This window comes from Burkholderia sp. BCC1999 (genome assembly GCF_905339975.1).
In the GTDB taxonomy this organism is placed as follows: Bacteria; Pseudomonadota; Gammaproteobacteria; order Burkholderiales; family Burkholderiaceae; genus Burkholderia.
Genome location: NZ_CAJPHP010000001.1, coordinates 242,088 through 254,871, shown reverse-complemented (window position 1 = coordinate 254,871; position 12,784 = coordinate 242,088). Strand labels below are relative to the sequence as shown.

Annotated in this window: 10 protein-coding genes; 2 read left to right on the top strand and 8 right to left on the bottom strand. The window is 67.4% G+C overall.

Annotation, left to right across the window (positions count from 1 at the left end; translation table 11 throughout):
* Nucleotides 1-10 precede the first annotated feature (10 nt).
* From U5809_RS01135 to xylA, 8 genes are all read right to left on the bottom strand, one after another.
* On the bottom strand, nucleotides 11-793 hold the full coding sequence (locus tag U5809_RS01135) for a substrate-binding domain-containing protein (RefSeq protein ID WP_322085127.1): 783 nt from the start codon (nucleotides 791-793) through the stop codon (nucleotides 11-13).
* Between the two features lie 55 nt (nucleotides 794-848).
* A complete protein-coding gene (locus U5809_RS01130) occupies nucleotides 849-2,144 on the bottom strand; it encodes an MFS transporter (protein ID WP_301803453.1) in 1,296 nt (431 codons plus the stop codon).
* 824 nt (nucleotides 2,145-2,968) lie between these two features.
* Nucleotides 2,969-3,262, bottom strand: a complete 294-nt coding sequence (locus U5809_RS01125; RefSeq protein ID WP_322085431.1) for a hypothetical protein — start codon at nucleotides 3,260-3,262, stop codon at nucleotides 2,969-2,971.
* A 74-nt stretch (nucleotides 3,263-3,336) separates the two neighbouring features.
* On the bottom strand, nucleotides 3,337-4,572 hold the full coding sequence (locus tag U5809_RS01120; RefSeq protein WP_322085126.1) for a sugar ABC transporter permease: 1,236 nt from the start codon (nucleotides 4,570-4,572) through the stop codon (nucleotides 3,337-3,339).
* On the bottom strand, nucleotides 4,569-6,128 hold the full coding sequence (gene xylG, locus U5809_RS01115) for a D-xylose ABC transporter ATP-binding protein (protein ID WP_322085125.1): 1,560 nt from the start codon (nucleotides 6,126-6,128) through the stop codon (nucleotides 4,569-4,571). The genes U5809_RS01120 and xylG overlap by 4 nt, the downstream gene beginning before the upstream one ends.
* A 60-nt stretch (nucleotides 6,129-6,188) precedes the next feature.
* A complete protein-coding gene (gene xylF, locus U5809_RS01110; protein ID WP_322085124.1) occupies nucleotides 6,189-7,217 on the bottom strand; it encodes a D-xylose ABC transporter substrate-binding protein in 1,029 nt (342 codons plus the stop codon).
* A gap of 104 nt (nucleotides 7,218-7,321) precedes the next feature.
* Nucleotides 7,322-8,800, bottom strand: a complete 1,479-nt coding sequence (gene xylB, locus U5809_RS01105) for a xylulokinase (protein WP_322085123.1) — start codon at nucleotides 8,798-8,800, stop codon at nucleotides 7,322-7,324.
* 4 nt (nucleotides 8,801-8,804) lie between these two features.
* A complete protein-coding gene (xylA, locus tag U5809_RS01100; RefSeq protein WP_322085122.1) occupies nucleotides 8,805-10,127 on the bottom strand; it encodes a xylose isomerase in 1,323 nt (440 codons plus the stop codon).
* A 273-nt stretch (nucleotides 10,128-10,400) separates the two neighbouring features.
* On the opposite strand from xylA, the gene U5809_RS01095 reads away from it, so the two are divergent.
* Both U5809_RS01095 and U5809_RS01090 read left to right on the top strand, forming a co-directional pair.
* Nucleotides 10,401-11,594: a DNA-binding transcriptional regulator gene (locus U5809_RS01095; protein ID WP_322085121.1), complete on the top strand. Its 1,194-nt coding sequence runs from the start codon at nucleotides 10,401-10,403 to the stop codon at nucleotides 11,592-11,594.
* A gap of 27 nt (nucleotides 11,595-11,621) precedes the next feature.
* Nucleotides 11,622-12,710 (top strand): aldose epimerase family protein, encoded by a 1,089-nt coding sequence (locus tag U5809_RS01090; protein WP_322085120.1) that lies wholly within the window; start codon nucleotides 11,622-11,624, stop codon nucleotides 12,708-12,710.
* The last annotated feature ends 74 nt before the right edge of the window (nucleotides 12,711-12,784 follow it).

Genomic DNA, 12,784 nt, shown 5'->3' with positions numbered 1-12,784 from the left:
CCGATCGGGCTCAATGCGCGGAAGCGGAATCCAGCCCGGTCGATTTCACGTCGGCCTGCACGTCGGGCGACGCAAGATAATCGAGCAGCGCCTTCGCTTCCTTCGGATGCTGTGCGCCGACTGGGATGCCGGCGGCGAAGCGCGTGACGGACTGCAGCGATTCCGGAATCTTGCCGACGTAAGTCGCGCCGTGGACGGGCAGCAGTTCGCTGACCTGCTGGAAGCCGATTTCGTAGTCGCCGTTCGCGACGACCGATGCCACCGGAATCCGCGGAATCATCTTCGCCTTCGACTTCACCTGGTCCTCGATGCCGAGCTTCTTGAACAGCTCGCGTTCGATATACACGCCGCTTGCACTGTCCGAGTAGGCGATCGACTTCGCGTGCAGCAGCGCCTGCTTGAGACCGTCCGCGGTGCTGATGTCGGGCTTTGCCGCGCCGTCGCGCACGACCATGCCGATGCGCGAGTCGGCCAGCTCGACCCGCGATTCGGGGATGACCTTGCCTTGCTTGATCAGTTCGTCCAGCGCGTAGCCGACCATGATGACGGCGTCGGCGGGCTCGCCGCGCGCGAGCCGGTTCGGAATCGCTTCGGGCGACTTGCCCATCGACGGGCCCAGCGCGGTTGCGAGCGTATTGCCCGTCGTGGCCGCGAACCGGGGGCCGAGCACCTTGTAGGCGGCGGTGAAGCCACCCGAGCTCATCACGTGCAGTTCGGCAGCCTGCACATTGGCCGCGAGCGCCGCGGTGGCGACGAGGGCGGTTGCGCAAAATTTCAGGAGCGGATTTCTCATCGTCGTGGTCGTGCAGATTCGTGGGTGGGGATGAACGTGACGGACAGGCCGGCCATCAATGCGCCGGCGTCAACGTCGCTGTGCGGTGGCGATAGAGTGCGAACGTCGCAAGCAGCGCGCACACTGCGGCGAAGCTCATCCAGTAGCCGGGTGCGGCCTTGTCGCCCGTCATGTGAATGAGCCCGGTCGAGATGGCCGGCGTGAAGCCGCCGAACACGGCCGTCGCGAGGCTGTAGGCGAGCGAGAAGCCCGCGACACGCACCTGCACCGGCATCACTTCGGTAAGCGCGACGACCATCGCACCGTTATAGATCCCGTACATGAACGAGAGCCAGAGCAGGACGAGCAGCATGTTGGCGAACGACGGCGCGTGAGCGAGGAACGACAGCGCCGGATAGGCGGTCACGACGGTGAGCATCGTCATGCCGACCAGCAGCGGCCGGCGGCCGATCCGGTCGGACAGCGCACCGCCGATCGGCAGCCACACGAAGTTCGACACGCCCACGCAAAGCGTCACGAGCAGGCTGTCGGCGGTGCTCAGATGCAGCACCGTCTTGCCGAAGGTCGGCGCGTAGACGGTGATCAGATAGAAGCTCGTGGTGGTCATCGCGACCAGCATCATGCCGGCGACCACGACGCCCCAGTTCTGAACCAGCGTGCCGAACACTTCCTTCATGCCCGGACGATGCTTGCGGGCCTTGAACTCCTGGGTTTCCTCCAGGTTGCGGCGCAGCATGAAGATGAACGGCACGATCATGCAGCCGACGAAGAACGGCACGCGCCATCCCCAGGCGGCGATCTGCGATGCGCTCAGCCACTGATTCAGCGCGAAGCCGAGGCCCGCCGCGATGACGATCGCAACCTGCTGACTGGCCGATTGCCAGCTCGTGAAGAAGCCCTTGCGGCCGGGCGTCGCCAGTTCGGCGAGATAGACCGATACGCCGCCCAGTTCGGCACCTGCGGAGAAGCCCTGCAGCAACCGCCCGATCAGCACGAGCACGGGCGCCAGCAGGCCGATCGTCGCGTAGCCCGGCACGAACGCAATCAGGATGGTGCCGCTCGCCATGATGGACAGCGTGACGATCAGGCCCTTGCGGCGGCCGACTTCGTCGATATACGCGCCCAACACGATGGCGCCCAGCGGGCGCATCAGGAAGCCCGCGCCGAACACGGCGAAAGTCATCATCAACGAGGCGAACTCGCTTTGCGCGGGGAAGAAGACGTTGGCGATCTGCGTGGCGTAGAAGCCGAACAGGAAGAAGTCGAACTGCTCGAGAAAATTGCCGGCCGTGACGCGAAAGATCGCGGCGGCCTTCGAACGTTCGGCCGGAAGGCTGGACGAGGGGTGCATCGGGGTGTCTCCTGAAAAACCAGAAATACGCGGGAGGGGCTGATCGATTGTCGTTTTTCGGCATGTTCGCCCGGCGCCCGACAAACGATAAGTGCAATTTTTGGAAGGATTGATGTCGATACGTTATCAATCGTCATCGGTCGGCGCGGGCCGCCGGCCTGGGTTCCGGACCGGCTCGCCCGGCAGGCGCTGCTCGAGATCCGACCGATGAAAATCGCGACCGGTGCCGCCGGCCGCCGGTGCGCGCATCGGGGGTGTCCATCGCCGGGTCTCCTTCGCAGTCGGATCGCGCGGGTCGCTTGTTTGCATCGCTCACCGCACATTCCAGCCCGATTCAGTCGGCCAACATGCAACGGACTTCACAACACGCCCCAAGCGCAAGCCGCGTCGCCAGAGCAAGCAGCAAGGCTGGCAATATCACGCACGCGCCGAATCGGTTCAGCGCGACGAAAAACTGCCGTCGAATTGCCCGCATACCTGAGTAACTTTCCGGTACGAATTGCTTCGGTGACGGACGCGCCATGGCGGTCCAGGCGCATTCTCGCTAGCACACATCGATCGGGCCACACAGGCGGCAGTCGACGCATGCGTTATCCGGCGTGTTCGGGCAAGGCCGGTTTTTTGTCGAATGATCTGAAGTGAGCTCGCCGACCAGGCGTGTCGATCCGGGTCATTGCGGATCGATGCGGCAACCGATCGACCGGAGACAATCGTACGAGAAAAGGAAGCGGTGGCGTTCAAGCGGAATTCGCGCGACTGCGTCAGAAGCGGACGTCGCGCGCACAGCCCGGCGCGCGAACGGCGCCGGCCAGCCCTCTCGTGTGTCAGCGAGCACCGGAGGGCGCGGGCTCGTTCATCGCGTCGCCGTATCGCTCCGCGCGCTCGACGATGCGCGCGAGCCGGATGATGTCGGTCAGCGCGAAATCGTTCGCGTCCGGCCTCGGACGATCGTGCTCGTCCGCCACGCGCATCGCGAACGCGAGCGCTTCCGAGCGCTCGCGCAACAGCGTGCGCAGCGCATCCGCGATGATCCGGCGGTCGCGCGGATCGCCCAGGCCGAGCGCGACGCCGTGGTCGTAGTCGACGACCGGCGTCGCGAGCGGCGACGCCGGCAGCATGGAGATCCCTGGCATCGGCACCGTGTTCCGTTTCATGTCCACCTCTCGTTGACGGACGACCGAGGCGCGCCGCCTCATCGCCGATTCGACCGCGACACCACGTCGATCCACACCGCCAGCACCAGTACCGCGCCCTTGACGATCATCTGCCAGTACGCGTCGACGTCGAGCATCGACATGCCGTTGTCGAGGCTCGCCATCACCAGCGCGCCGATCAGCGCGCCGTACACGGTACCCGAACCGCCGCGCATCGACGTTCCGCCGATGAAGCACGCGGCGATCGCGTCGAGTTCGCCCATCGTGCCTGCGGACGGCGAGCCGGCCGCGAGCCGCGCGGTGTTCACGATACCGGCGAACGCGCACATCAGCCCCATCAACGCGAAGATCGCGAGCTTCACGCGGTCGGTATCGACGCCTGACAGCCGCGTCGCCTCGAGATTCGAACCGACCGCATAGATGCGCCGCCCGAACACGGTCTGCGTCGCGATCCACGAGAAGATGCCGAGCAGCGCCAGCAGCAACAACACCGGCACCGGAATGCCGCCATAGCGATCCAGCGTCGCGACGAACGCGAACAGCACCGCACCTGCGCCCGCGATCTTGACGATGTCCTGCCACAGCGGCGCGACCGCGAGCCGGTAGCGGCGCCGCGTGCCGCGCTGACGCACGACCAGCAGCGCGACGAGCGCGAACAGCAGCAGCGCGAGGCCATCCCCGGCCACGCGCGGCAAGTAGCCCTGCCCGAGGAAGACGAAACCGTCGGACACCGGCGCGATCGTCGAGCCGCCCGTCACGCCGAGCAAAATCCCGCGAAACGCGAGCATTCCGCCGAGCCCGACGATGAACGACGGCACGCGCCGGTAGGTCGACCACCAGCCGTTGAAGAGCCCGACCAGCACGCCGAGCGCGAGCACCGCCGGCACCGTCGCGGCGACGGGCCAGTGGCGGTTCACGTTGAGGATCGCCGCAACGCCGCCGAGCAGTCCGAGCAGCGAGCCGACCGACAGGTCGATCTCGCCCGCGATGATCACGAACACCATCCCGCATGCGAGCATGCCGGTGATCGACATCTGCCGCAGCAGGTTCGACACGTTGCGCGGCGTGACGAACGCGCCGTCGGTCAGCACCGAGAAGAACGCCCAGATCGCCGCGACCGCGAGCAGCAGCGCGAGGATCTTGTAGCGCACGAATATCTGGCGAAGCTGACTGCCGGTTGAGCGCGCGACCGGGCGCCCCGCGTCGTGATCGCTTGAACGGCGCGCATCCGCATCCTGCGTCGCCGGGGTAGAAGAAGAAAGTTCGGAATTCATGTCGCACTCGTTGCGGTGGGTTCGGTCGGCTGCCGGCCGGATTTGAGCGCAGCGCCGAGGATCTGTTCCTGCGTGAGGCCGTCGTTGACGAAGTCGCCGCGCAACTCCCCTTCGCCGATCACCAGCACGCGATCGGCGAGCCCGAGCACCTCGGGCATTTCCGACGACACGACGATCAGCGCGACGCCGCGCTTCGCGAGCGCGAACACGAGGCGGTAGATCTCGGCCTTAGCGCCGACGTCGACGCCGCGCGTCGGCTCGTCGAGAATCAGCACCTGCGGTTCGGCGAGCAACATCTTCGCGAGCACGGCCTTCTGCTGGTTGCCGCCGGACAGGCTCGCGATCGGCAGGAATGGATGCGCGGCGCGCACCGACAGCCGCTGCATCTCGGTGCGGATCGCGTCCAGCTCGGCGGCCGCGTCGATCCGGCCGCGCGCCGCGAAGCGCCGCAGCACCGCCAGCGTGATGTTGTGGCCGACACCGAGCTGCGGCACGATGCCGTGACGCTTGCGGTCCTCGGGCACCATCGCGATGCCGGCGCGGATCGCATCGGCGGGTGTGCGGATCGACAGCGGCCGGCCGTTCATCAGCACGGTCGCCGCGCACGCGCCCGGATACGCGCCGAAGATCGCCTGCATCAGCTCGGTACGGCCCGCGCCGACGAGCCCCGCGACGCCGAGGATCTCGCCGCGCCGCACGCTGAACGACACGTCGTCCACCCGCTTGCGGTGCGCATTCGTCACGTCGCGACAGGTGACGTTGCGCGCTTCCAGCACGACGTCGCCGATCTCGTGCGGCTCGCGCGGATACAGGTCGCGGATCTCGCGGCCGACCATCATCGCGATGATCCGGTCGGTCGTCAGCGTACGCATCGGCTCGGTCGCGACATGGCGGCCGTCGCGAATCACCGTCACCGTATCGCACACCGCCTCGACCTCGTCGAGCTTGTGTGAGATGTACACGCACGCGACGCCGCGGCGCTTCAGGTCGCGCACGATGTCGAGCAGGATGCGCGTTTCGGACGCGCTCAGCGACGAAGAAGGCTCGTCGAGGATCAATAGCTTCGCGCGCTTGTTCAGCGCCTTCGCGATCTCGATCAGCTGCTGGTGGCCGCCGCCGTAGTTCATCACCGGCTGCGCGACGTTGATCGAGTCGATCCGCAGTTCGTGCAGCAGTGCCTCGGCGCGCTGCACCATCGCCGCATAGTTCATGCGCCCACCCGGCAGGGTGATCTCGTTGCCGAGAAAGATGTTCTCGGCCACCGACAGCTCGGGTACGAGCATCAGTTCCTGGTGGATGATCACGATGCCCGCGCGCTCGGTGTCGCGCACGCCGGACGCGACGAGCGGCGCGCCCTCCCAGCGGATCTCGCCATCCCACGTGCCGTGCGGATACACGCCCGACAGCACCTTCATCAGCGTCGATTTGCCTGCGCCGTTCTCGCCGCACAGCCCCACGCACTCGCCCGGCCGCACCATCAGGTCGATGCCGTCCAGCGCCTTCACGCCGTCGAATTCCTTGACGATGCCGCGCATCGTCAGCAAGGGTTCGGTCATTCGCTCATGCCTCGCAGTGTGCGCGCGGACACGCCGGTGGGCCGCCCGCGCGCCGCATCGTTACTGGCTCGCCAGTTGCGCCTGAGTGTAGAAGCCGTCCTTCACGACGACGTCGACGTTGCGCTTGGTCAGGAGCGTCGGCTGCAACAGCACCGTGTCGACCTTCTTCTTGCCGTTGTCGTATTGCGCGTTGAATGCGGGCCTCGTGCCCTTCGCGAGATCCACCGCGAGCTTCGCCGCTTCGCTCGCGATCAGCTTGAGCGGCTTGTAGACGGTCATCGTCTGCGTGCCGGCGATCACGCGCTTGACCGCGGCGAGATCGGCATCCTGCCCGGACACCGGCACCTTGCCGGCCAGGTGCTGCGCGGCGAGCGCCTGGATCGCGCCGCCCGCGGTGCCGTCGTTCGACGCGACGATCGCGTCGATCTTGTTGTTGTTCGCGGTCAGCGCATCCTCGACGATCCGCAACGCGGTCGACGCGCTCCACTCCGGCACCCACTGCTGGCCGACGACCTTGATGTCGCCGCGATCGATCGCCGGCTTCAGCACCTTCAGCTGCCCTTCGCGCAACATCTTCGCGTTGTTGTCGGTCGGCGCGCCGCCGAGCAGGAAATAGTTGCCTTTCGGCTTCGCGTCGACGACACCCTGCGCCTGCAGTTCGCCGACCTTCTGATTGTCGAACGAGATGTACGCATCGACGTCGGCGTCGAGGATCAGCCGGTCGTACGACACCACCTTGATGCCAGCCTTGCGCGCTTCGGCGACCACGTTGCCGAGCGTCTTCGAATTGAACGGGACGATCACGATCACGTCGACGCCGCGCGAGATCAGGTTCTCGATCTGCGAGATCTGCCGCTCCTCGCTCGCGTCCGCGGACTGCACGGACACTTTCGCGCCGAGCTTGGTGGCGGCGGCCACGAAGTAGTCGCGGTCACGCGACCAGCGCTCGACGCGCAGGTCGTCGATGCAGAAGCCGATTTCCGGCTTGTCCTTGCTCGCATGCGCGAGCGGTGCGCCCAGCGTCAGGATCGCCAGCGCAGCGGCGCCGGCAAGCGAGCTCAATACGGTACGACGTTTGACGGATTTCATGTCTCCATTCCTCTCTTTATTGGACCACTCCACGAACGCCGGGCGGCCGCCGAAGCCGGTCGCCCATCGTCTTGCCACCGCGCGGCACGGTTTCGTGCGGCGGGTCACACGCCTGTCGCGAACACCGGTTCGAGCGCCCGATACAGCGCGCGAAACGTCGGCCTGCGCGCGTCGCGATACCACGCGTGGCGCGCCATGTCGGGCTCCCGTACCGCGACGACCGGCGGCTGCGGGCACACCGCGTCGAGCGGCGCGTCCGGTTCGAGCGCGAGATGCGCGAGCCGCGCAGCGCCGAGCGCCGGGCCGACTTCGCCGCCCGCGCGCAAGGTCAGCGCACGGCCGCTCAGGTCGGCCAGCATCTGAGTCCAGTACGCGCTGCGCGAGCCGCCGCCGATCACCGTGATGCCGTCGGGCGCGAGGCCGGCCGCATGCAGCGCGTCGATCCCGTCGAGCAACGCGAAGCCGGCCCCTTCGAGCGTCGCGTTCGCGAGATCCGCACGCTGCGTGTCGGGCGTCATCCCGTAGAACACGCCCTTCGCATTCACATCGTTGTGCGGCGTGCGCTCGCCGCTCAGGTAAGGCAGGAACCACGGGCGCTCCGCGCGCGCGTTCGCTTCCGCGTCGGCGAGCAGCGCAGCAACGCCGTCGTAGCCGGCCAGTTGCGCGGTGAAATCGATGCAGCCGGCCGCGTTCAGCATCACCGACATCAGGTGCCACGTGCGCGGCAATGCGTGACAGAAGCTGTGAACCGCCGATTCGGGATTCGCGCGAAAACCGTCCGATACCGCGAAATAGACGCCCGACGTGCCGAGCGACAGCAGCGCATCGCCAGGCCGCACGATGCCGACGCCCACTGCCCCGGCCGCGTTGTCGCCCCCGCCCGCGACGACGGGGATTTCGCGCAACCCGAGCGCGCGCGCGACGGCCGGCAGCAGCATGCCGGTGACGCGGTTACCCTCGAACACGGCCGGCACCTGCGCGCGCGACAGCCCGCATGCGGCGAGCAGCGTGTCGTCGTAATCGCGCTTCGCGACATCGAGCCACAGCGTGCCGGCCGCATCCGACGGATCGGTCGCGAACGCGCCGGTCAACCGGTAGCGCAGATAATCCTTCGGCAACAGCACATGGGCGATCCGCGCGAATAGGTCCGGCTCATGACGGCGCACCCACATCAGCTTCGGCGCGGTAAAGCCCGGCATCGCGAGATTCCCGGCGACGGCACGCAGCGTGGGTGCGAGCCGCTCGAGTTCCGCGCACTCTGCATCCGCGCGGCCGTCGTTCCACAGGATCGCGGGGCGCAGCACGTCGCCGCGTGCATCGAGCAGCGTCGCACCGTGCATCTGCCCGGTCAGGCCGAGCGCCTCGATATCGCGCGGATCGATACCGGCCGCGCGCGCATCGGCGACGAGCGCCGCCAGCGTGGCGCAGGCCGCGTCCCACCAGTCGCGCGGCGCCTGTTCGGACCAGCGCGGCCGCGGCCGGCTTACCGTCAGCGGCCGGCTCGCGCTGGCACGCACCGCGCCGTCGCGGTCGAGCAGCACGGCCTTCACGCCCGACGTGCCGAGGTCGACTCCGATGTACATGGCGTCAGCGCAACCCGTAGATGGCCTGGTTCACGATGTTCTCGAGCCGCTCCTGCCCGCCGCTCGCATGCTGCGGGTTCACGTCGCGCGCGAGCGCGTCGGCGGCGAGCGCCTCCAGCGTGTAGCCGCCCGACAGGATCTCGCGGCCGAATGCGCTGTCCCACTGCGCGTAGCGCTGCCGGCGCAGCGCGTCGAGCCGGTCGTTCTCGACCAGCACGGCTGCGCGCTCGACGGCCAGCGCGAGCACGTCGATCGCACCGACATGGCCATGGAACAGGTCTTCCGGATCGACGCTCTGGCGTCGCACCTTCGCGTCGAAGTTCATGCCGCCGGTGGTGAAGCCACCGTGGCGCAGGATCTCGTAGAACGCGAGGGTCAGCTCCTCGACGCTGTTCGGGAACTGGTCGGTGTCCCAGCCGTTCTGCGGATCGCCGCGATTCGCATCGACGCTGCCGAACACGCCGAGTGCGAACGCATTCGCGATCTCGTGATGGAACGAATGGCCGGCGAGCGTCGCGTGGTTCGCCTCGATGTTCACGCGGATTTCATTCTGCAATCCGTATTGTGTGAGGAAACCGTGCACGCTCGCGACGTCGTAGTCGTACTGGTGCTTGGTCGGTTCTTGCGGCTTCGGCTCGATCAGCAGCGCGCCTTTGAACCCGATCCGGTGCTTGTGCTCGACGACCATCGACAGGAAGCGCGCGAACTGCTCGCGTTCGCGCACGAGATCGGTATTGAGCAGCGTCTCGTAGCCTTCACGGCCACCCCACAGCACGTAGTTCTCGCCGCCGAGTCGATGCGTCGCGTCGAGTGCGTGGCGCACCTGGGTCGCCGCCCACGCGAACACGTCGGGATTCGGGTTGGTCGCCGCGCCCGCCGCGAAGCGCGGATGCGAGAACAGGTTTGCGGTGCCCCACAGCAGCCGCACGCCCGTGGCCTGCTGACGCTCGCCCAGATAGTCCGTCATCCGCGCGAAGTTCTCGACGTACTCGCGCAGGCTGTCGCCCTCCGGCGCGACGTCGGTGTCGTGAAACGTATAGAACGGCGTGCCGAGCTTCGTGAAGAACTCGAACGCCGCATCCGCCTTCTGCCGCGCGCGCTCGAGCGGGTCGCCCGGCTGCTGCCATGGCCGCCGGAATGCGCCCTGACCGAAGATATCGTGGCCCGGCCACACGAACGTATGCCAGTAGCACACCGCGATGCGCAGGTGCTCCTCGAGCGTCTTGCCGAGCACCCGCTTCGTGCGGTCGTAATAGCGGTAGGCAAGCGGGTTGTCCGATTGCGGACCTTCGTAGCGAATTGCGGGAATCTGTTCGAAATACGACATGGCGTCTCCGTCCGGTTTCTTGTTGCAGTGCGGCGCGCGGCGCGTTGGCGTGCGGGCCGAATTCGATCTGGCTGGATCGTGCCCGCGTGCCACCGCGCCTGCAATTGCGAAATTGCGCAGGATGCTTAACGTTTCTTGCCAGCGCACTGCGCACCGCACACGTTCCGTCCTACAATCGCCGGACATCAGACAAACCCGACAACCGCGCGGCGCCGCCCGCGCCCCCGGAGACAACGGCGCGACGCCCCGCACGGCGCGCGCCTCGAGACCGAGATGACCCGCGCCCCTTCCAGCCAGACACCGCACCGCATCGCGCTACTGTTCAACGCCAACAAGGTCTACGACCGCGAGATCATCAGCGGCATCGGCCAGTACCTGCGCTCGACGCGTGTGGTGTGGGACCTGTTCCTCGAAGACGACTTCCGCTGCCGGCTCGCCGGCATCGAGCATTTCGACGGCGACGGCATCGTTGCCGATTTCGACGACCCGGCTGTCGCCGACGCGCTCGCCGGCTCGCCACTGCCGGTCGTCGCGCTCGGCTCGTCTTACGAGGATCCGGCGCAGTACCCGGACGGCGTGCCGTATATCGCGACCGACAACGCGAAGCTCGTGTCGCTCGCGTACACGCACCTGATCGGCGCCGGGCTCGCACACTTCGCGATGTACAGCCTGCCCGTCGCGCAGCAGAACCGCTGGGCACAGCAGCGCGAGCTGGCATTCGACCGGATCGCGCGCGCGGACGGGCTCGACGCGCCAATCTACCGCGGGCTGTCGACGAGCGCGTCGGCATGGAACCACGCGATCGAGCAGCTGACTGGCTGGCTGCACGCGCTACCGAAGCCCGTCGGCATCATCGCGGTAACCGACGCACGCGCGCGGCACCTGCTGCAGGCGTGCCTGATCGCCGGTCTCGCAGTGCCGGAACAGGTCGCGATCATCGGCATCGACAACGATCCGCTCACGCGCACGCTGACGCGCATCCCGCTGTCGTCCGTGATCCAGGGCACCGAGGAAATGGGCCGGACCGCCGCGCACCTGCTGCACCAGATGCTGCGCGGCGCGCGTTTTCCCGACCGGCGCATTCTCGTGCCGCCCGTCGGGATCAACGTGCTCGAATCGACGCGCCACCAGCCGCTCACGAGCCCGTACGTGATGCGCGCACGTCATTTCATTCGCCAGTACGCGTGCCAGGGCATCAAGACCGAGCAGGTCGCCGACTACGTCGGCGTGTCGCGCTCGCTGCTCGAGGAACACTTCCGGCGCGAGCTGCAACGCACCGTGCACCAGGAAATCCTGCGCCACAAGCTCGAAGCGGCGCAAGCGCTGCTCGCCGGCCGTCAGGCGTCGAGTGCCGAAGTCGCGATCCGCTGCGGGTTCACGTCGCTCCAGTACATGTACGCGGTATTCCGCCGCGAACTGGGGTGCACGCCGCGCGAATACCAGGAACGCACGACCGCCGCGCAGTGAAGCCGGCCTTACCCATCGAATCCACCCATGCATATCGATACCGACTCTCTCCTCCCGGCGCCTGGCGTCGCACGCGTGCCTTCCGAGCCGTGGGGCACGCTGCCCGACGGCGACGCGGTACGACGCTACACGCTGCGTAACGCGCACGGGATGCGCGTGGTCGTCAGCGATCTCGGCGCGACCGTCGTCTCGTGGCTCGCGCCCGACCGCGCCGGACGCTTCGCCGATATCGTGCTCGCACACGACACACCCGCCGAATACGTCGAGTCGGGCGTCTACCTCGGCGCGACGATCGGCCGGTGGGCGAACCGGATCGCCGGCGCGCGCTTCAGGCTCGACGGCGTCGACTACCGGCTCGATCGCAACGAACGCGGCAATCTGCTGCACGGCGGCGCGAACGGCTTTCACCGGCAGCGCTGGGCCGTCGTCGACGATTGCGGCGGGTTGACGCTGCAGCTCGATTCACCCGAAGGCGACGCGGGTTTTCCGGGCAACGTGAGCGTGCAGGTTCGTTATGCGCTCGACGACGACGACGCGCTGACGATCGACTACACGGCCGTCACCGACGCGCCCACGCCGCTCAACCTGACGAATCACAGCTATTTCAACCTCAGCGGCCGCGCGGGCGGCGACGTGCGCGGCCACGTGCTGAGCATCGACGCCGACGCATTCCTCGAAGTCGACGACGCACTGATCCCGACCGGCACCGCCGACGTGACCGGTACCGCATTCGACTTCCGGCAGAGCGCGCCGCTCGGCGCGCGCCTCGACTGGCCGCACGCACAACTCGCACGAGCGCGCGGTTTCGATCACTGCTTCGTGCTGCGCGACGGTGCACAAGCGCTCAGGCCGGTCGCGGCCATCTACGATCCGGAAAGCGGTCGAGAGCTGGTCGTGTCGACCGATCAGCGCGGCCTGCAGCTCTATACGGGCAACTACCTGGACGACGTGCGCGTGAGCGGCGGCACGCGCTGTGCGCGCCATGCCGCGCTGTGCGTCGAAGCCGGCGGCTTCCCGGATCAGGTCAACATGGCCGGCCTGCGCGACGCCGTCATCGTTCATCCGGGCACCGTCTATCGACAGACCACGCAGTACCGTGTGGGCGTTCGCGCATGACGCATTGCGCACCGCCTGCGACACGCACCGGCGGTGCGGCGCGACCACGCCGCGCGCCGCTGGCCTGTCGATCT